Here is a 19,331-nt window from a genome sequence, read left to right as displayed (position 1 = left end):
CGATCCGGCGGCGGGCGAGCCCCGATCCGGGACCGGCGCGGGAAGCTGCTATCGCCACCCTGATCGGGCGAGCGGCGTGCGCTGCCAGCGCTGCGACCGCGCCGTCTGCCCCGAGTGCTGGACGCCCGCGGCTGTGGGTGTCCAGTGCCCGGAGTGCGTCGCCGCCGCGCGGGCTTCCCTGCCGCGCCGGGCTCCGGCCGTCGTGCGGGCGTTCCGCCCGGGCAGCCGTGCTCCGGTGGTCAGCTACAGCATCTTGGCGGTCACCCTCGCGGTCTTCGTGCTGCAGTGGGTGACGCAGGGTGCCGTCACCGCGGCACTCGCCTACTTTCCGCCGCTCACCGCGATCGAACCGTGGCGGATGCTCACCGTCGCGCTCGTGCACAGTGACAGTTCGATCTTCCACATCATGTTCAACATGTACTCGCTGTGGGTGCTCGGTCCGCTGCTCGAGAGCCTGATCGGGCGCGCGCGGTTCGCGGCGGTGTACGTGCTCTCCGCCCTCGGCGGCTCAGTCGCGGTGCTGTGGCTCGCGCCGCTCAGCATCGTGGTGGGAGCATCCGGCGCCATCTTCGGTCTTCTCGGCGCGTTCTTCGTCATCCAGCGCCGGCTGGGCGGCCGGAACATCCAGCTGGTCGTGATCATCGCCATCAATCTGGCGCTCGGGTTCCTGATCCCGGGCGTCTCGTGGCAGTCGCACGTCGGGGGCCTGCTCGTGGGGGCGGCGTGCGCCGCCATCATGCTCCGAACCCGGCGCACGGATCAGCAGCGGAAGCAGGCCTGGCTGCTCGCGGGCATCGGTGCGCTGCTCGTCGCGGCGACCGTGCTGCGCCTCGTCATCGGCTGAGCGCCGCGGGCGCTCTCCACGACTTATCCACAGGGGTGTCCACAGTGGGGATAATCACACCCGTGTAATTCGAAGAATCGTCGCGCCCTGTGCCGAGCGTCAGCGCCACCGGATCGTCATCAGAAAGCCGATGAACATGATCCCGAAGCCGACCATGATGTTCCACGGCCCGAGGCTCGGCACCGGCCAGGACGCCTGGCTGATGTAGTACACGAGGATCCAGATCAGGCCGACGAGCATGAAGCCGAACATGATCGGCTTGAACCAGACCGGATTTGGGGCGTCAGCACCCCGCGGCGTCTCGGGGTTCTCGGCGTTGCGCGTCGTCGTACGGGCCATGCGAAGCAGTCTAACCGCAGGGCCCCCCCGGAACCTGCGGCTAGAATCGAGCCGTGACCGAGCAGGAGCCCTCCGCCGAGGCAAGCGCCGCGCCCGCGACGGCCGAGCAGGCCGTTCCGGAGCGCCGCCGCGGCCGGCGGGCGGCCGCGGCTCCTCGCCCACCTGCCCGCATCACGGTGACCGGGGTGCTCGGCGAGCTCCTCATCACTGCCGGTGTCGTCGTCATGCTCTTCCTCGGCTGGTACCTCTGGCTGAACGATGTCGTCGTCGGCTCCAACCAGCAGGTCGCCGCCGAGGAGGTCCAGGAGGAGCTGCAGACCCGCTGGGAGCGCGGGGAGGGAACGGCCGAGCGCCCGGCCGATCCGGGCGAGCCGGTCGTCACCCCCGAGCCGACCCGCGAGGGAGAGGTCTTCGGGGCCCTCATCGTTCCGCGTTTCGGCGCCGAGTGGAAGCGCTCGATCGCCCAGGGCGTCGACGTCGAGACGGTGCTGAACAGCTGGACTGTCGGAGTCGGTCACTACATCGGCACGCAGATGCCGGGCGAGGTCGGCAACTTCGCCCTCGCCGGACACCGCTGGACGTACGGCAGCGCCTTCGGCGACATCGACACGTTCCGCCTGGGCGACAAGATCTATGTCGAGACGGTCGACGGCTGGTACCAGTACGGCTTCCGCGGGCTCGAGTACGTGTGGCCCTCAGGTGTCGACGTGCTCGAGCCGGTTCCGGCGGCTCCCGGCGTCGCGCCGACCGATCGGGTGCTGACCCTCACCAGCTGCAACCCTCCCTGGTCGACAGCAGAGCGGATCATCGCCTACGCGGCGTTCGAGACGTGGTACCCGCGCGCCGTCGGCCCGCCGCCCGAGATCTCATCGCTCGTCGAGGCCGGGCGATGAGCCCCATGGGCCCCAGAGGGGCGGTCTGATGTACGCAGCGCTGTGGCGCATCCTCCCTGGGCCTGTCTGGGTGCGGGTGCTCATTCTGATCCTGCTCGCCGCGGTGGTCATCGCGGCCCTCGTCCAGTGGGTGTTCCCCTGGGCTGCCGATCTCCTGCTGCCGCAGGACTCATCCGTCGGAGGACCGTGACGTGCGCGTGCTCGTGATCGACAACTACGACAGCTTCGTCTACACCCTCGACGGCTACCTGCAGCAGCTCGGCGCCGAGACCACGGTGATCCGCAACGACGCCGTCCCGGCCGCGGAAGCTGCCGCGCTCATCGCCGAATACGACGCAGTGCTCGTCTCGCCCGGTCCGGGGAATCCGGCGTCGGCCGGCATCTCGATCGCCGTCGTGCGGGCGGCGCTCGCCGCCCGCACGCCGCTGCTCGGGGTCTGTCTCGGCCACCAGGCCATCGCCGAAGCTCTCGGCGCGACGGTGAGCCACGCCGATGAGCTCATGCACGGCAAGACCTCGCAGGTGCAGCACGACGGCACCGCGTTCTTCGATGGTGTGCCCGAGAGTTTCCGCGCCACGCGCTACCACAGCCTCGCCATCGTCGACGGAACGGTGCCCGACGAGCTCGTCGTCACCGCGCGCACCGAGGGCGGGATCATCATGGGCGTGCGGCACCGCTCGGCACCGATGCACGGCGTGCAGTTCCACCCCGAATCGGTGCTGACCGAGGGCGGCTACCGGATGCTGGGCAACTGGCTGGCCGAGGCCGGCCTGCCCAGCGCGGCGGAGACGGCCGTCGGGCTCAGCCCGCTCGTCGCGATCACGCCGCGCGATTGACCTCGCGGCGGGGCTCGGCGATGCCGACCTGAGACTCCGTCACAGCACCTCTACCGCGCGGCAGCGGATCACCCCTCGCCGGAGGACCCTTCGAGCCCACTGCAGTAGCGCAGCGTGACGGCCGAGCCCTGCGGCTGGTCGCCCGGCGGCAGGGACTGCGCGGTCACCTTCTGGCCGCTGCACGACGCGTCGCCCTCCACGGTGATCTGCAGGCCCAGTGCGGTCAGCTGCGACGAGGCTTCACCGATCGACAGGTTGCGCACATCGGGCACGGTCACGCGGCCCGTCGAGATCACGAGGTTGACGGTGTCGCCCTCGCGCAGCTCGGACCCCGTATCCGGATCGGAGCGGATGACGATATCGCGCGCGACCGAAGCCGAGTTCTCCGCGGTGACCGTGCCGAGGGTGAGTCCACGCTCGAGGAGCGCCTGCTCCGCCTCCTCGAGGGTGAGCAGGGTGAGGCTGGGCACGCTGATGCGCTGCGGGCCGGCCGAGACGACGACGCCGACCACCTGACCGGGGGCGACCGTGATGCCCGCCCGCGGATCGGTGCTGATGATCTGGCCCTCGGGAACGGTCGCGCTGACCTCGGTCGTGGGCTGTGGTTGGAGCTCGGCGTCGAGGAGGATCTGCGCCCCCTCCTCGTAGTCGAGGCCGACGATGTTGGGCACGGCGACGGCGGTGCCCTGGGCGATGGGCCTGCTCTCGAGGTTGACCGCCCAGAACAGCACGGCGGCGATGACGACACCGACCACGGCGATGCCGGCCCAGATCCAGGCGACCGGGGGCCGCGACTGGGTGCGGCTGCGGCGCTCATCGTCGTCGACGCTCAACTGCCGCATCGCCGCCTCGGTGTCGGCGGTCGCCCGCGGGTCGACACCGAACAGGGTGGAGGTGAAGTCGGCGGCGGGTGCGGCGGGCGGCGGGGGAGCCTCCCCGGCGGCCGCGGCCCGGAGCGCCGTGTGGAACTCGCTCGCCGTCTGGAATCGCGCGAAGCGGTCCTTCGTCAGGGCGCGCAGCACGACGGCATCGACGGCCGGGTTCAGCGCGGGGTTCAGGGTGCTGGGTGCCACCGGCTGCTCGCTGACGTGCTGGTAGGCGACCGCGACGGCCGACTCGCCCTGGAACGGCGGACGACCGGTGAGCAGCTCGAAGAGCACGACGCCGGCGGCGTAGAGGTCGGTGCGAGCATCCACCGTCTCGCCGCGCGCCTGCTCCGGCGAGAAGTACTGCGCCGTTCCGAGGATCGTGCTGGTCTGGGCGACCGTCGCGGCGGAGTCGGAGAGGGCTCGCGCGATGCCGAAGTCCATGACCTTCACTTGGCCCGACGACGTCACCATGACGTTGCCCGGCTTGATGTCGCGGTGCACGACGCCTGCCCGGTGCGAGTACTCGAGGGCGGTCAGGATGCCCTCCGTGATGCGGATCGCCTCGTCCGCGGGCAGCGGCCCCTCGGCGATCATGTCCTTCAGCAGGCGGCCCTCGATGTACTCCATGACGATGTACGGAACGATCTTCTCCGTGCCGTCGGCCTCGGTCGCGACCTCCTCGCCGGCGTCGAATACCCGCACGATCGTGGGGTGCGCCATGCGGGCGGCGGACTGCGCCTCCTGCCGGAATCGGGTGCGGAACACCGGCTCGGACGCCAGGCTTGAGCGCAGCAGCTTCACCGCCACGCGGCGACCGAGCTTGGCATCGGTAGCGAGGTGGACGTCGGACATCCCGCCGGTGCCGATCAGGCGGCCCAGCTCGTATCGTCCGGCGATGAGTCGTGCGCCGTGCGCGACCTCGTCCATCGGTGCCTCGGTCTCCTCGGTGAAGGGATGCTGCGCTGCGGTGGTGCCGTGCAGCCGTGGTGCTCTGCTGTGGTGGTCAGTCTAGGCGGGTGAGGGCCGCTCGATTCGGATCTAGCCGATCGGGATGGCGAGCTCGTTCGACCGCTCGGACCGCAGGGTCGAGCAGATCGCCACGTAGGTGACGCGCAGCTGCCCGCTGGCGGTGAGGGTCACGGGCAGCTCGGTCGCCGACGCCGCGAGCGGCAGGGACGAGCCGGGCGATCCGCCGACGATCGTGAAGTCGTAGCCGGTCAGCGGGAAGCCTGCCGGGCAGGAGGTGTACGCCGGCCAGCTCAGCACGACGTTGCTGGAGCCGGGGTACGGACCGCTGCCCGGGTCGATCGCGAGGTTCGACGGTCGTTCGGGTACCGGGATCGGCGCGTAGAAGAACACCGTGATGACGGCGTTGGGCAACACCGTGCTGCCGCCGCGCGGGTTGATCTCGTACGAGAGACCCTCCTGCTCCTTCGACGGGGCGATGTTGCGCACGACCGGATCGAGCCGCAGGCCGAGCTCGGCCGCGAGAGCCTCGATGGCGGTGCGGGTCTTGCCGATCCACTCCGACTCGACGATCGCGACCGTCTCGACCGTCGGGGTCGGCGACGGGGTGTTGCTCTCCGTCGGCTCGGCCGACGGCGTGTCGCTCGGTTCGGGGTCCGGCCCGGGGTTGGGCTGGGCGAAGACGGCGATGAGGGCGCCGATGAGGAGCACCACCAGGATGCCGATCAGGGCTACCAGCGGCCAGGTCCACGGACTCCGGCGGGTGTCGGTCGGCATCGCGGGCGTCGGAACCGGGCCCACGCTCGGCAGCACGCGCGTGGTGTCCTCGTTGCCGGGCAGCACCGCGGTCGCGGCGGTCGCGCCGCCGGTCAAGATGGCAGGAACGATCGCGGCGGCGCCGCCCACGTCCCCGCGACGCAGCGCCTGCGCGGCTCGAGCGAATGCCTGCGCCGAGGCGGGCCGCTCTGCGGGCTTCTTCGCGATGGCGGCGAACACCAGATTGCGCACCGGCTCGGCGACGGTCACCGGCAGCTCGGGCGGCGCCTCGTTGATCTGCGCCATCGCGATCGCGACCTGCGACTCGCCCGTGAACGGGCGGCGCCCGGCGAGCGCCTCGTACGCGACGATGCCGAGCGAGTAGATGTCGGTCGACGGCGAGGCCGGATGCCCGCTCGCCTGCTCCGGCGACAGGTACTGCACTGTCCCCATCACCTGGCCGGTCGCGGTCAGGGGCACCTGGTCGGCGATGCGGGCGATCCCGAAGTCGGTGATCTTCACCCGGCGGTCGGGCGTGATCAGGAGGTTGCCGGGCTTGATGTCGCGGTGGACGAGACCCGCCTGGTGGGCCGCGTGCAACGCCGACGCGGTCTGCGCGACGATGTCGAGTACCTGGTCGGCGGGCAGCACCCGCTCGCGCTCGAGGATCGTTGAGAGCGCCTCCCCGGGTACGAGCTCCATCACGAGGTAGGCGCTGCCCTCCTCCTCGCCGTAGTCGTAGACGTTGGCGATGCCCTCGTGGTTGACGAGCGCCGCGTGGCGAGCCTCGGCGCGGAAGCGCTCGAGGAACCCCGGGTCGCCCATGTACTCGTCCTTGAGGATCTTGATGGCGACGGTGCGGCCGATGACGAGATCGGTCGCCTGCCAGACCTCGCCCATGCCGCCGATGGCGATCCGGGAGAGGAGCTGGTAGCGCCCCCCAAAGGTGAGCCCGCTGGTCGGTCTCATCTGCTCAGCACCGCCTCAAGTACTCGCTTGCCGATGGGGGCCGCGATCTGGTTGCTCGACCCGGATTGGCCGAGCCCTCCTCCGTCTTCGATGACCACCGCCACGGCGACCCGCGGGTTGTCGGCCGGAGCGAAACCCGTGAACCACAGCGTGAACGGCGCGTCACCGCCGTTCTCGGCCGTGCCGGTCTTCCCGGCCACGTCGACGCCTTCTATTCTGGCATTCCCCGCGACACCGTTGGCCACTGCGTCGACCATCAGTCGGGTCACGGTCTCGGCCGTGGCGCGCGAGACGGGCTGGCCCAGGAGAGTCGGCTCCGGCTGCTGGATGATCGACAGGTCGGGCGCGATGATCCGGTCGAGCAGGGTGGGCTGCATCAGGTTGCCTCCATTGGCGATCGCGGCGTTGACCATGGCCATCTGCAGGGGGGTCACGCGCACGTCGAACTGTCCGAACGACGAGAGCATCAGCTGGGCGTCGTCGAGGCCGCGCGGGAACCGCGAGGGCGTCACCGCCATCGGCACCTGCAGCTCCGCGCCGAAGCCGAATCGGTCCGCGTATTCGGCGAGGGTCTCCTCGCCCAGGGCCAGGCCGAGCTCGGCGAACGGGATGTTGCAGCTGAGGCGCAGAGCCGTTGCGATGGTCACGGTGCTGCCCGAGCCGCAGGGCCCCCGGGTGGCGTTGCGGACCACGGCATCACTCAACGGCAGCTCGAGGGTGGCGGGGTTCGGGAAGGTGGACTCGGCGGTGAACCGGCCCGAATCGATCGCGGCGGCGGCGACGAGCACCTTGAACGTCGAGCCGGGGAAGTACTGGTCACCGCTGATCGTGCGATTGATCAGCGGGTCATCGGGGTCGTTGAGCAGCTGCTCATAGGCCTCGATGACGCTCGCGGTGTCGTGCGCCGACAGCCGGTTCGGGTCGAACGACGGCGTGGAGACCATCGCCAGAATGCGACCGGTGGAGGGCTCGATGGCGACGACCGCGCCCTTCAGGTCGCCCATCGCCTCGCGCGCGGCCTGCTGCACGACGGGGTCGATGGTCAGCTCCACGGCGGCGCCGCGCGGGCGCTGGCCGGTGACGAGGGCGCCGAGCTGATCGAGGAACTGCTCGTTGGCGGTGCCGGTCAGGAAGTCGTTGTAGGCCCCTTCGATGCCGGTGTTGCCCTGGTTGAGGGTGAAGTAGCCGGTCACCGGCGCGTAGAGCCCGGGCTCCGAGTAGACCCGGAGGAAGGCGAAGACCGACTCGGGGGCTTCGACCGATTCGGCGATCGGCCGGCCGTCGACGAGGATCGGCCCGCGCTCGGCGGAGTAGCTCGCGTACAGGGTGCGCACGTTGCGCGGGTCGGCCCGCAGCTCGTCGACGGCGAACACCTGGATCACGCTCGTCGACACGAACAGCGCCAGGAACATGGCGAGGGTGACCACGCTGACGCGCCGCAGCTCCTTGTTCATCAGTCCTCCACCACCAGGTGGGGCTGGTTGCGCACCGTGTCGCTGAGGCGCAGCAGGAGGGCGACGATGATCCAGTTCGCGACGAGGGACGAGCCGCCCGCCGCGAGGAACGGCGTGGTGAGTCCGGTGAGCGGGATCACCCGCGTCACCCCGCCGATGACGACGAACACCTGCAACGCGACGATGAACGCGAGGCCGACGGCGAGGAGGCGCCCGAAGTCGTCGGTGCCGTTGAACCCGATGCGGAAGCCGCGGGCGACGAGCAGCACGTACAGGCCGAGAATGGCGAACAGGCCGACCAGCCCGAGCTCCTCCCCGAGGCTGGCGATGATGAAGTCGCTCTCCGCGAGCGGCACGATGTCGGGGCTGCCCTGCCCGAGCCCGGTACCGATGAGGCCGCCGTTCGCGAGACCGAACATCCCCTGCACGAGCTGGAAGCTGCCGCCGATGGCCTCGTAGTTCTCCTGCTCGAAGGCGCCGAGCCAGCCGGCGAAGCGGCCGCCCACGTAGCTGAGGGTCTGACTGGCGATCAGGGCCCCGCCGATGAACAGCGACAGCCCGAGCACCACCCAGCTGAGCCGGGCCGTCGCGACGTAGAGCATCACGAGGAAGAGGCCGAAGTAGAGCAGAGAGGTTCCCAGGTCGCGCTGGAAGACCAGCACGGCCATGGCCGCCACCCAGACGATGAGGATCGGGCCGAGGTCGCGCCCGCGCGGCAGTCGCATGCCCAGCACCGTGCGACCGACCATCGACAGCGACTCGCGTGCGGTCACCAGATATCCCGCGAAGAAGACGGCGAGGGCGATCTTGCCGATCTCTCCGGGCTGGAAGGAGAAGATGCCGAGGTCGACCCAGAGCCGGGCCCCGTTGATCGTCTGCCCGATGCCCGGCAGCATCGGCAGCAGGAGCAGGCCGATGCCGGCGAGCATCGCCAGATAGCGGTAGCGGGCCAGGATGCGGTGGTTGCGCACGATGAGGAGGGTGGCGATGGCAATGGCCATGGCGATCGCCGTCCACGCCATCTGGCGGATGCCGTAGCTCTCCCACCCGGTCAAGCCCTCGGCGATATCGAGCCGGTAGATCATGGCCACGCCGAGCCCGTTGAGAGTCACGGCGATGGGGAGGATGAACGGGTCGGCGTCGGGCGCGGTGACCCGCAGCACGACGTGCATGCCGAGGGCGAGCATCCCGAGACCGGCCCCGTAGCCGATGATCGTGCCGTCCAGCTCGCCGATGGCACCGAGCTGCACGAGCGCGACGGCGGCGCCGGTCACCCCGATCGCGAACAGGAGCAGCAGCAGCTCGAGGTTGCGCAGCTTCGCGGGAGTGCGCAGCCGGATGGTGATCGACTCGGTCATGGTGGCCCGGGGGGCGCCGAGGTCGACGGTCGCGCCCACGCGGGGGTCGGCGGGCCTAGTCGAGCTCATCCTGCAACCGATCGATGATCGAGAGCGCCTCGGGCAGGTCGCGGGCGTTGATGGTCGACTCAACCCGCTCGCGGCTGAACGGCGAGAGGTCGTCGATGTCGATGTCGCTCTCGAAGTACACGCTCGACAGCGGGAAGGGGCCGAATCCCTGCTGGACGCCCTGGAACACCGCCACCTGGCCGTTGGAGACGCCGACGAAGTAGCGCGACTGCGTCCACTGGTATCCGGCGACGAGCGCACCGACGATGAGGGATGCGATGAGCACGAGCCCGACCGACCACGTGATGCGCCGCCGCACCTTGCGGCGCTTGTTCTCGGCGAGCAGCTCGGCGAGCAGCTCCTCCGACTCGGGCTCGAAGTACTCGTCTTCCGGATCGGTCACGGGGGTGAGCGGGTGCAGCAGCAGCGCGGGCAGACGCGCCGAGCGGCGCTGGGTCGGCGAGACGTAGCTGAGCGGTCGCGAGGCCGAGCCGACCGTCTGCGGCAGGCCCGCGCTGCTCGAGGGGGTGTCGTCGACGCCGACGACGATGACCGTCACGTTGTCGGGCGCGCCGTGATCGAGGCTCTCGTCGATGAGCGCCTCGACGGCCGCGCCGGCGTCGGGGTTCTCGTCGAGCAGCTCGCCGATGCGGTCCTCCTCGACAAAGCCGCTCAGGCCATCGGAGCAGAGCACCCAGCGGTCGCCGGGTCGCGTCTCGAGCACCTCGACGTCGATCTCGGGCGAGAGCTCGACGTCGCCGAGCACCCGCATGAGCACCGAGCGCCGCGGATGCACGGCGGCCTCCTCGGCGGTGATGCGGCCGCTGTCGACGAGCCGCTGCACGAAGGTGTGGTCCTTCGTCATCTGGGTGAGCGTGCCGTCGCGCCAGCGGTAGACCCGGCTGTCGCCGATGTGCGCGAGGGCGAGGCGGTCGCCGACGCGCACGAAGCCGCTCACGGTAGTGCCCATCCCGGCGAGCTCCGGATGCTCGAAGACGGTCTCGGCGAGCTCCTGGTTCGCCTCCAGCAGGGCGTCACGCAGGGCCGCGGCAGCGTCGGAGGCGGTGTCGAAGGGCCGGTCGATGTGAGCGATCGACTGGATGGCGAGCGCACTGGCGACGTCGCCGCCCGCGTGGCCGCCCATCCCGTCGGCGACGACGAACAGGTGCTCTCCGGCGTAGCCCGAATCCTGGTTGTTGGCGCGCACCTTGCCGACGTGCGAGGCCGCTGCCGAGAGCGTCGTCATGCGCCTACCGCCGCAGCTCGAACGTCGTCGTGCCGATGCTCACCGGGGTGCCGAGCGGAACCGGGGTTGGTCGTGCGATCTTCTTGCCCTTGACGAAGGTGCCGTTCGTCGAGCCGAGGTCGTCGATCGTCCAGACCCCGTCGCGCAGGGTGAGCCGCGCGTGGTTGGTCGAGGTGTAGTCGTCGCGGATGATCAGCCCCGAGTCGGCGGAGCGGCCGATGGTCAGCTGGTCGTCGTCGAGAGGCAGCTCGAGCCCCTCCTTCGCGCCGGAGGTGATGACGAGCCGGCGGGCGGGGGCGCTGGGGTCGGGGGCCGCGACCGGGCTGGTCGGGTCGGCGCTCGCCGCGGAGGCCGCGCTGGGCGTCGCGAACGCCGCCGCGGCGCTGGCGCTCGCCGCGCTCGCGGTGGGGAGCCGGCGCACCTTCGTGCCGAACAGGTCGGAGCGCAGCGCGTAGACGATCGCGAACACGAACGCCCACATCAGGATCAGGAACCCGATGCGGAGCACCAGGAGCGTCAGCTCGCTCATCGGCCTCCTCCGGGTCGTCGGGTGCGGGGGTCGGCGACGTCGCCGCGCTGAGCCAGCACGCGGAACAGGATGCGCGTGCGCCCCAGCTCGATCACGCTATCCGGCGGCAGCACCGCGCGGCTCACCGGCTCACCGTTGAGGCGCGTGCCGTTCGTCGAGCCGAGGTCGGTGACCTGCGCCCGCTCGCCGTCCCACAGGATCTCGAGGTGCTTGCGGCTCGTGCCGGTGTCGTCGAGCGTGATGTCGGCCTCGCTGCCGCGGCCGATCACCGTGCGCGACCGGGTGAGCGGGTGCCGCACGCCGTCGATGTCGAGCACGGGGCTCCACACCACGGAGCCCTTGACCGTCTGCGACGACACTGCGACGACCCCCTCGGCGAGGGAGTGGTCGGCCTCGAGGCTGATGCTGATGCCGCCGGGGAAGGAGTAGCGCTGCGCGGTCGCGTGCTGCTGCAGCAGCTGCGTCAGCTCGTCGATCAGCGACTCGCCGAGAGCATCCATGCGCGCGTGGTCGGCGGGGGAGAGCGCCACGTGCAGCTCGTTCGGGACGAGGATGCGGTCGCGCGAGACGACCGCCGCCTTCGTGTCGAGCTCGCGCCGCAGCGCGGCCGAGATCTCGAGCGGCTGCACCCCGCTCTTGAAGGTCTTCGCGAAGGCGCCGCCGACGGCGCGCTCGAGGCCGCGCTCGAAGCTGTCGAGAAGCCCCACCTGCGCCCTCCCTCGGCCGATGACCCTCTGATGGTAGTCGGCCCGCGTTGCGGCCACCGCACAGCCGCCCGGCCCCGCTGTGATAATCTCGCTGGGTTGACGGGGTTCGCCCCGTCGCGCGCGAGTGGCGGAATAGGCAGACGCGCTGGCTTCAGGTGCCAGTGCCCGAAAGGGCGTGGGGGTTCAACTCCCCCCTCGCGCACCAGATCTTCTTTCTGGTGCTGATGCATCACGCGCGCCGCCGTGCGCCGGAGTCGGCCCGCGATCGCGACGCAGGGTGCCCGGCTAGGCTCGGGCGTCATGGCAGCCGGCGCAGTGGTGCACACCTTCACGGGGTCGCTCGCCGACGTCGACCGCGGCGTCTACGACGAGCTGAGCCTGCGCGTCGCGCGGCACCCGAGCGAGACCGACGCCTACATGCTCACGCGCGTGCTCGCCTACTGCCTCGAGCACACCGACGGCATCGCGTTCAGCGAGGGCCTCTCGTCGACCGACGAGCCCGCCATCATCGTGCGCGACGCGACCGGCCTGCTGCGGGCCTGGGTCGAGATCGGGGCCCCGGATGCGGAGCGCCTGCACCACGGAAGCAAGCAGGCCGAGCGCACCGTCGTCTACACGCACCGCGACCCCGCCAAGGTGCTCGCCCTCTGGGCCGGAAAGCGCATCCACCGCGCCGAGTACCTCGCCCTCTACAGCTTCGACCCGGGATTCATCGACGCCGCCGTCGCGGTGCTCGAGCGGCGCAACGACATTACGGTCTCGGTGACCGAGGGGCAGCTCTACCTCGACCTCAACGGGGTGACGCTGAGCTCAGCGGTGCACGAGCACCGGGTGGGGTGAGCGGGATCGGCAAATCGCCGCACTGCCGGAGCGGTCCCACCGATGTCGGTTCAGTCCCGCATAGTGTGACCTTGTGTTCCTTGAAGATGCGGAGATCGAGGCGGCGGACACCGCCGCGCTGAGGAAGGCGCGTGGAGCGTTCTTCACTCCGGACGGAATCACTCGGCATCTGGTCGAGTGGGCAATCCGATCTCCTGACGACAGCGTCCTCGAGCCGAGCACGGGGGACGCGGCTTTCCTGACTGCCGCGGTAAGGCGGCTCCAGGAGCTGGGCGCGCCTCGGCCGTCCCTCGATGGTGTCGAGATTCATCCTCCTAGCGCGGCGGAAGCTGCTGTCGCGGTTTGTGCGGCTGGTGGTGATGCGCGCATCAAGGTCAGCGACTTCTTCCTCGTCGAGGCTGAAGGCAGGTATGACGCCGTTATCGGGAATCCACCCTTCATCCGATATCAGGACTGGACGGGCGAGCAGCGAGATCGCGCTCGCTTTGCGGCACTCCAACAAGGGGTGGCTCTCTCGGGGCTCTCTTCAAGCTGGGCTGCATTTGTCGCGCACTCTGCCGGTTTCCTGAAGCCGGGTGGGCGTCTTGCACTTGTGTTGCCAGCCGAACTCCTGAGCGTCAATTACGCAGCGCCAGTCCGGCGATTCCTGCTCGAGCGATTCGCCCGCGTTGAGCTGGTGGTCTTCGACGAGCAAGTTTTTCCGGATGCCGAGGCGGACACAGTCTTGGTGAAGGCCGAGGGTTGGGGCCAAACTCCCCGCGGGAGCGCTGTACTCCGTCAGACACGGAACGCCATGAGCTTGGGATCTCTTAGGCAAGGTTCGACGTGGGCGCCTGTTGATCTTTCCGACAGATGGTCGCCGCTCGCGCTCAACGATCTGACGCTCAGAGCGATGGGTGCCCTCCGCAACGCTGAGGCGTTCGTCCCGCTTGCTGAGTATGGGGACACATCTCTTGGTGCTGTCACTGGGGCCAACCGATATTTTGCCCTCTCGCCCGCGCGGGTTGCGGACCTAGGGATCCCGCGACGAGATCTGGTTCGGATAAGTCCACCCGGCAGCGCACATCTCCGCGGGCTGGAGTTCACATCTGCTGCCCTAGATCGACTCGGCGCTGAAGGCCAGTCGACCTGGTTGCTCAGCCCAAGTCATAGACCGGCGGAGGCGACACTCAGCTACATTTCCTCTGGCTCAGCCACTGGAATCGACTTGGCCTACAAGTGCCGAGTGAGGAAGCCGTGGTGGCGGGTCCCCCTTCTGGCTGTACCGGATCTCTTCCTGACCTACATGAACGCAGATACTGCAAGGCTCACGACGAATCGCGCAGGCGCACGTCACCTCAACAGCGTGCACGGGGTCTATTTGAACGGCCACACACGCGAATTGGCGAATGATGTGCTTCCTGTCGCGTCGCTAAACACGATGACCGTCTTGTCCGCGGAGCTCGTCGGCCGCTCCTACGGCGGCGGAATCCTCAAACTTGAGCCCAGAGAGGCAGACAAGTGGTGGATGCCCTCGTTGATGGCTCTGGAGCACAACCGGAAGGCACTCCGGACGCTCAAGCCCCAAGTCGAAGTATTGCTTCGCGAACGCCAGCTCGAGGTAGCGATCCGACTTGTGGATGAAGTGGTCTTGGACGGATTGGTGTCGGAACGTGAACTGAAGGCACTGAGGTCGGACCGCATTGCGCTCGCAGCACGACGTGCCTTACGTGGGAAGAGCCGCAATAGGAGCGAGGACTGATGGAGAGCAGACCGGATTCGTTCAGTGCCTTCGACGCTGAGCTCGCGTCCGCTTCGATGACCGACCCGTGGCTTCACGGTCGAGGTGAGGAGCCGTTTTACTCGCCTGACTTTGAGTTGCTGGAACGGCTCCTGACTATTCCGGTTCGTGGTGAGAAGGGTTCGGCCAGCGGTGCGCTCGCCAATGGTGTCGACTCGTGGCTGGCTCATGAGTTGCGCCGGGCAGGATTTGGACCGGATGAGGTGTGGCCGCGGGCGTCCCGACCGAGAGTTCTGCCTCGCGAGGTGGCTCTCCTTCTCGAGAAGCTTCCGCGAGCATTGGCCGATGAGGTGCGTCAAAAGCTGGAAACGATGTCCGTGGTGGCACCCACCGACGCGAAGTACCTCGGACGGGCCTACGAGAAGCAGGTAGATGTTTCGATCTCCCGTTGGGATCGTGGACCAGAGCTTCTGATTTCAACGAAGACGCAGGTCTCGTCCTTCGGGAAGAACCTCTCGAACAGGTTTGAAGAAGCGTACGGCGACGCGGGGAACCTGCGTAGTCGGTATCCGTTGGCGGCGGTTGGCTTCTTCTTCGTTCAACGCTCGACAGTCCTGCGAGATGAGCCCGCCGCGTTCGAGCGCACCGTTGACATGATGCGGAAGCTTCGGGATATCGGCGACGGCAACGGCTATACCGCGACCGGGTTGGCGCTAGTCAGTTGGACCGATGAAGATCCAGAGGTCAAAGTCGAACTTGGACAGGTCCCGGTCGACATCAGACCCGAACAGTTCTTCACGCGGATCATCGATCGCGTCTTGCTGGCCTCTTCGGTAGGGCACCACGTCCAGGTTCGAGGGGGCTTTGAGAGGCGACAATTGGCGCTTGAGGAGGACTTTACCGCCTAGCTCATCTCAATTCGGGTGCGAGAGCTTCCTGATTCTCCGTTCCGAAGTGATGTCGGAGAATGCGCTTTTGGCTACTTGCCCCGCCGCTTTAGGTTCTCATAAGCGGTGGTCGTTGCAGAGAGTACGTGCAAGACGCATCCGAACAGGTGAAGACCAATTCCCACCGTTATGCCGAAAAGGACAGGGCTGACGACAGCGGTTGGATCCTGCACCGCTGCGACCGCTCCTGTGATCAGGGTCAGGGCCAACGCCACGAGCGAGGCGTACAAGACACCAGCAAACATCTCGTCGATCAACGGTCGGACTCGCAAATCTTCCATGGGAGTGTCCGGTCCCGTCGCCTCATCGTTAGTCGCGTCGTAGCTCACTCGGAGTTGAAACACGAAGATGGCGTGGGCGAACAAGAGCCCCCCAAGGACTCCAAAGCTTGAGGCGATAACAGCCGGGTCCCTGAACTGGACAATCTCCGCAGTTGACAGAAATCCCGCTGCCACTCCGCCGATGACGGGAACGGCAATCAGCAACGTGAAGTACAGATAGGAGATTTGGCGCACGCGACCGCGGGTAGGCCAGATGACGCCCAAGACCCCTTCTAGCAAAAAGCGCAATGGTTAGGCCTTCCACTCATGCGCAACCCATTGCTGCGCAGCCTCGCTGTTCACCCAGTTGGGATCCCAGCTCTTCTGGAGCCCTTTGTAAAACGTCTTGACCTGCTCATCGACTTCTCGGTGAAAGCTGGGGATATCCAGGGGGGGCTGGCCGTGGTCTGTGAGAAGTGCACGGACAGAGGGAACTCCGTCGGTACCCAAAGCGAATTTCTTCTGGCGACCGTCTCGTTCCACCGTTACGTACACGTCTTCGTCGGGGTCCTGTAGGTCCCCCTCGCCCCGTCGGAGCCCGATGAACGATGCGGCCTCAATCTGGCGATTTCGAAGTCGATCCCAGATTTCCTGAGGCCAGTAGCGTGTCCCACGAGGAGGGACTGCCGTATGGATCACGCTACCGCGGACGAACTCGTCCGTGCGGTCGGGGTCTAGTCCAGTTGAGTAGTTCAAGGGCTGGGTGTGTTGCACTACAGAAACTTCGAGCAGCTGCCCAGAGGCCGACCATGCTGACTGTTCAAGGACGGTCTCGTAGGGGAACCAAAACTCCGGGTGACGCTCGGACATCACCTCACGAAACGATGTGACCAATCCGCCTCCGCTCACTGACCCCGACTTGTACTCAAGTGCAATAGCCAGTCGAGTGGCGCCCGGAGGGGCCCAAACAGTCAACCGAGATTCGGTGGTCGGGGCCTCATCCTCTGACTTCTCGTGAGTCTTCTCATGGGTCTTGACGTTGTAGGTGCTGCCGGGCTCCCCGAAAAGTCCCGACTCGGTGATTACAGTGATCGAGTAGCCGCGAGGCACGACATCCTTCACCTGCAGATACCGACTCCTCGCGCTGTCCACAATCGGGTTTGAGCGGGCATGGCTCAGGAACGCGCCGAAGTGCGACATCAGATGATGACCATCAACGTTCTCGTTACCCCCTTCGTAATCCTTCTTGCGAGGCTTTGCGTGGAGTGTCTTCAGCGCGAGTGAGGTCTTCGTCATTCGAGGGCTTTCGGGGTCGTTGGGAGAGTATGTCTCATCATTATCGAGAGTTCTTGTTTTGGATAGGGCCTGCCCCTTCGCCACAGCGCCACGGCCTGCTGCGAAAGGCGCCACTTAGAACTCTTCAAGCCGGACGGTCATGAAGACCTCGACCCAGGCCCACCGACGGCTTAGGGAGCGTCAAACCTGGGAAGACCGCAGGGCGCGGTCGCCCAGGGTGACGAGTGCCATGTGGGGCACGGTCAGGGCCGCCAGCCCGATGAACACCACGCGGAGCAGCTGCTCGTCGAGGGCGGCGGTGCCGGCGGTATCCACGAGGAACACCGCCGCGAGCGCGAGCGGCGCGAGCGTGTACGCGGCGACCACGAGCAGCGTCAGGCGTCGGCCGTGGCCGTGCTCCTCCCGGAAACCCCCGCGCAGGTGCCGGGCGCTGTGCAGGGCGCAGAAGTAGACGATGAAGAACATCAGCGGCGGAGCCAGCAGGGCGAGAGCGGCCGCGCCGAGCAGCTCGAACGCCTCGTGCGGCGCGCGGCGGGCGGCGATGACCGCGGCGACCGCCAGGCCGACGAGTAGCACGGGCCCGAGCGCGGCCTGCGCGGCGGCCACCGCACGCGCGCCGTCGCCCGCGAGGGTGACGTAGAGGTCGGCCACCGCATCCTGATCGCGCAGCGACGGCAGGCTGAGCAGGGCCGCGCCGGTGAGGAAGCGGAGGGCGAGCGGGCGCGCGCGGTTCCAGTCGCTGCCGAAGTGGGCGGCCGAGATGAGTAGGAACGCGACGAGGCTCGGCACGGGTGTCAGCAGCCACAGGCTGACGACCGCCGCCGCGACCGCCGTGTAGCCGAGGTTGAACGCCGCGAACGTCAGCGGCGTGCGCCACAGCCCGAGCCGGCGCGCGATGAGCGGGTCGAGCGCACCGTGCGGCATGCCGAGCACCGCGGCGAGGATCGCGATGGCGGCGATCTGCACCACGAGCGGCGGCTCGGGGTCGGCGATCAGGAAGGCGAGCGCGGTCAGCAGCGCGAGCGGCAGGAACAGACGCGTCTCGAACGGGATGCGGGCGCGCGGTTCGCGAGCCCCCGACGGCGCTCCGACCGGCGTGGTCGGGTCGGCCGCGACCGTCACCGCGCGACCCGCTGCGCCACCGCGGCGCTCGCCGCCGCTACGAGCCGCTCGCGCCGGTCGGGCAGCTGCGCCAGGAACGGCAGCAGCGGCAGGCTCAGGATGATGCTCGCGAGGTCGCCGGCCGACGCGCGGTCGGTGAGGAAGCGCAGCAGGCGGCGCGGCGGCACGCGGGTCGCCATCGCCAGGAAGTAGTCGGCCGAGCGCTCGGGATGTGCGCGCAGCGCCTGCAGGAAGATCCTGTCCATCTGCCGCCGCACCCAGGGCTCGCGCGGGTGCGCGGGCGGGGCCTCCCCGCGCGCGAGGGCCGCCGCGCACCGCGTCGCCCAGCGCTGGATGCGGAGGAACGCGTACCCCGAGGCGTCGCGCAGAGCGCCGCCGGCGTTGCCGGCGAGCGCGACGCCGGCGAGGGGCGCGGTGGGAGCATCCAGTCGACCCATCGGCAGGATGCCCTGCTCCTCCCGCACGACGACCGCGTCGCCCAGCCCGAGGGCGGCAAGCTCGGCGTCGCGCTCGGCCGCGACCTCGTCGAGCGGCAGGGGAGTCGGGCTGAAGCGCGTCCACTCCACGAGCGCACGCGTTGAGCTGAGGGGGAGCACGTACACGAAGCCGAGGCCCTCGGCGCCACTGCGCATGCGGGTCATCAGGCCGACCGCGTCGGCGTCGGTCGCGAGTCTGCCCCCATGCTCGATCTCGACGCCGCTGAAGCACTGGTAGAGCAGCGCGCGGGTGCGCTGCGGGCGGGTGTCGACGACCCGGCGCGCGAGCACCGGGCCCGCGTCGGTCGTGACGCGCACCCCGTCGCCGCCGTCGTCGAGGGTGACCCCTGCAAGCTCGTGCGCCCCGACGCCGAGGTGAAGGGTAATGCGCGGGTCGGTCGCGATCGCGTCGAGCGCCCAGCGGTAGAAGTCGATGCCGCGGATGTACTGGTACGTCACGCCCGGCACGCGGTGGGTCGCCGCACGGCCGTCGAGGCCGCGGTAGGTCCAGCCGCTCCACTCGTGGGCGACGATGCTGCGCAGTTCGTGGTGGTCGTGGTGCCAGAAGCTCCAGCTGCGGTCGTCGCCGTGATCGGTGCGCGGGTCGATCACGGCGACCCGCAGGTCGCCGTCACCCTGCGCCATCCGTGCCGCGAGCGAGAGCCCCGCGCAGCCCGCGCCGAGGATCACCAGGTCGTACGGCTCGTCGGTCACGAGCGGCAGCGCGGTCATCGGCGACTCCACGGCGGGGGACGGGGGCGGCGGGGAGGGGCCCCGACCCGCTGACGCTAAGCGCGCCGCCTGGAGCCCCACCGCCCATCGCCTGCGGAGAACCTGGGTGGCGCATCCATGCTCG

Annotated in this window: 19 protein-coding genes and 1 tRNA gene; 8 read left to right on the top strand and 12 right to left on the bottom strand. The window is 68.7% G+C overall.

From position 1 onward, the window contains the following. Positions 1–76 precede the first annotated feature (76 nt). On the top strand, positions 77–844 hold the full coding sequence (locus BJ959_RS07485) for a rhomboid family intramembrane serine protease (protein WP_343997594.1): 768 nt from the start codon (positions 77–79) through the stop codon (positions 842–844). Between the two features lie 99 nt (positions 845–943). Here BJ959_RS07485 and BJ959_RS07480 read toward each other — a convergent pair whose 3' ends face one another. Next, the gene (locus tag BJ959_RS07480) at positions 944–1,183 is read right to left on the bottom strand and encodes a cell division protein CrgA (protein WP_153981313.1); all 240 of its coding nucleotides are present in this window, start codon (positions 1,181–1,183) and stop codon (positions 944–946) included. 53 nt (positions 1,184–1,236) lie between these two features. Here BJ959_RS07480 and BJ959_RS07475 point away from each other — a divergent pair, with 53 nt between their 5' ends. Genes BJ959_RS07475 through BJ959_RS07465 form a run of 3 tightly spaced genes read left to right on the top strand, consistent with a single transcriptional unit; the run spans position 1,237 to position 2,912 of the window. Beyond that, positions 1,237–2,076 carry a class E sortase gene (locus BJ959_RS07475; protein ID WP_341799889.1) on the top strand — a complete coding sequence of 280 codons (840 nt, stop codon included), beginning with the start codon at positions 1,237–1,239 and terminating at the stop codon, positions 2,074–2,076. 28 nt (positions 2,077–2,104) lie between these two features. After that, complete coding sequence (locus BJ959_RS07470; protein ID WP_165878985.1) at positions 2,105–2,266, top strand: hypothetical protein; 162 nt, start codon at positions 2,105–2,107, stop codon at positions 2,264–2,266. A gap of 1 nt (position 2,267) precedes the next feature. Beyond that, the gene (locus BJ959_RS07465; RefSeq protein WP_183321932.1) at positions 2,268–2,912 is read left to right on the top strand and encodes a glutamine amidotransferase-related protein; all 645 of its coding nucleotides are present in this window, start codon (positions 2,268–2,270) and stop codon (positions 2,910–2,912) included. Between the two features lie 68 nt (positions 2,913–2,980). On the opposite strand, the gene pknB is transcribed toward BJ959_RS07465, so the two are convergent. The 7 genes from pknB to BJ959_RS07430 all read right to left on the bottom strand — a co-directional run bounded on the left by pknB (position 2,981) and on the right by BJ959_RS07430 (position 11,814). Beyond that, positions 2,981–4,708, bottom strand: coding sequence for a Stk1 family PASTA domain-containing Ser/Thr kinase (gene pknB, locus BJ959_RS07460; protein WP_153981315.1), 1,728 nt, complete (start codon positions 4,706–4,708; stop codon positions 2,981–2,983). 111 nt (positions 4,709–4,819) lie between these two features. Next, entirely contained in the window at positions 4,820–6,472 is a 1,653-nt protein-coding gene (locus tag BJ959_RS07455) for a protein kinase domain-containing protein (RefSeq protein WP_153981316.1), read from the bottom strand. Further along, positions 6,469–7,926 (bottom strand): peptidoglycan D,D-transpeptidase FtsI family protein, encoded by a 1,458-nt coding sequence (locus BJ959_RS07450; RefSeq protein ID WP_153981317.1) that lies wholly within the window; start codon positions 7,924–7,926, stop codon positions 6,469–6,471. The genes BJ959_RS07455 and BJ959_RS07450 overlap by 4 nt, the downstream gene beginning before the upstream one ends. After that, on the bottom strand, positions 7,926–9,353 hold the full coding sequence (locus tag BJ959_RS07445) for an FtsW/RodA/SpoVE family cell cycle protein (protein WP_153981318.1): 1,428 nt from the start codon (positions 9,351–9,353) through the stop codon (positions 7,926–7,928). The genes BJ959_RS07450 and BJ959_RS07445 overlap by 1 nt, the downstream gene beginning before the upstream one ends. Next, positions 9,340–10,578, bottom strand: a complete 1,239-nt coding sequence (locus tag BJ959_RS07440; protein ID WP_153981319.1) for a PP2C family protein-serine/threonine phosphatase — start codon at positions 10,576–10,578, stop codon at positions 9,340–9,342. Before BJ959_RS07440 ends, BJ959_RS07445 begins: the two co-directional genes overlap by 14 nt. Positions 10,579–10,582: 4 nt before the next feature. Next, positions 10,583–11,107 (bottom strand): FHA domain-containing protein FhaB/FipA, encoded by a 525-nt coding sequence (locus BJ959_RS07435; RefSeq protein ID WP_153981320.1) that lies wholly within the window; start codon positions 11,105–11,107, stop codon positions 10,583–10,585. Next, entirely contained in the window at positions 11,104–11,814 is a 711-nt protein-coding gene (locus BJ959_RS07430; RefSeq protein WP_153981321.1) for an FhaA domain-containing protein, read from the bottom strand. Before BJ959_RS07430 ends, BJ959_RS07435 begins: the two co-directional genes overlap by 4 nt. A 118-nt stretch (positions 11,815–11,932) precedes the next feature. Between BJ959_RS07430 and BJ959_RS07425 the strand changes: the two genes are divergently transcribed. From BJ959_RS07425 to BJ959_RS07410, 4 genes are all read left to right on the top strand, one after another. Next, a tRNA-Leu gene (locus BJ959_RS07425) sits at positions 11,933–12,019 on the top strand. 95 nt (positions 12,020–12,114) lie between these two features. Further along, positions 12,115–12,654: a YaeQ family protein gene (locus BJ959_RS07420; protein WP_153981322.1), complete on the top strand. Its 540-nt coding sequence runs from the start codon at positions 12,115–12,117 to the stop codon at positions 12,652–12,654. A gap of 73 nt (positions 12,655–12,727) precedes the next feature. Further along, positions 12,728–14,395, top strand: a complete 1,668-nt coding sequence (locus BJ959_RS07415; protein WP_153981323.1) for an N-6 DNA methylase — start codon at positions 12,728–12,730, stop codon at positions 14,393–14,395. Beyond that, entirely contained in the window at positions 14,395–15,282 is an 888-nt protein-coding gene (locus BJ959_RS07410; RefSeq protein WP_153981324.1) for a hypothetical protein, read from the top strand. The genes BJ959_RS07415 and BJ959_RS07410 overlap by 1 nt, the downstream gene beginning before the upstream one ends. A gap of 71 nt (positions 15,283–15,353) precedes the next feature. Here the strand turns inward: BJ959_RS07410 and BJ959_RS07405 are convergent, their stop codons facing one another. From BJ959_RS07405 to BJ959_RS07390, 4 genes are all read right to left on the bottom strand, one after another. Continuing rightward, on the bottom strand, positions 15,354–15,866 hold the full coding sequence (locus tag BJ959_RS07405) for a hypothetical protein (protein WP_183321930.1): 513 nt from the start codon (positions 15,864–15,866) through the stop codon (positions 15,354–15,356). Positions 15,867–15,893: 27 nt separating this feature from the next. Continuing rightward, complete coding sequence (locus BJ959_RS07400; RefSeq protein ID WP_183321928.1) at positions 15,894–16,991, bottom strand: hypothetical protein; 1,098 nt, start codon at positions 16,989–16,991, stop codon at positions 15,894–15,896. Between the two features lie 66 nt (positions 16,992–17,057). Then, the gene (locus BJ959_RS07395) at positions 17,058–17,999 is read right to left on the bottom strand and encodes a beta-carotene 15,15'-dioxygenase, Brp/Blh family (protein ID WP_153981327.1); all 942 of its coding nucleotides are present in this window, start codon (positions 17,997–17,999) and stop codon (positions 17,058–17,060) included. Then, positions 17,996–19,207 (bottom strand): lycopene cyclase family protein, encoded by a 1,212-nt coding sequence (locus BJ959_RS07390; protein WP_153981328.1) that lies wholly within the window; start codon positions 19,205–19,207, stop codon positions 17,996–17,998. Before BJ959_RS07390 ends, BJ959_RS07395 begins: the two co-directional genes overlap by 4 nt. Between the last annotated feature and the right edge of the window lie 124 nt (positions 19,208–19,331).

The sequence above is a fragment of the Microcella frigidaquae genome, from assembly GCF_014200395.1.
In the GTDB taxonomy this organism is placed as follows: Bacteria; Actinomycetota; Actinomycetes; order Actinomycetales; family Microbacteriaceae; genus Microcella; species Microcella frigidaquae.
This window is presented reverse-complemented; position numbering and strand designations above follow the sequence as displayed.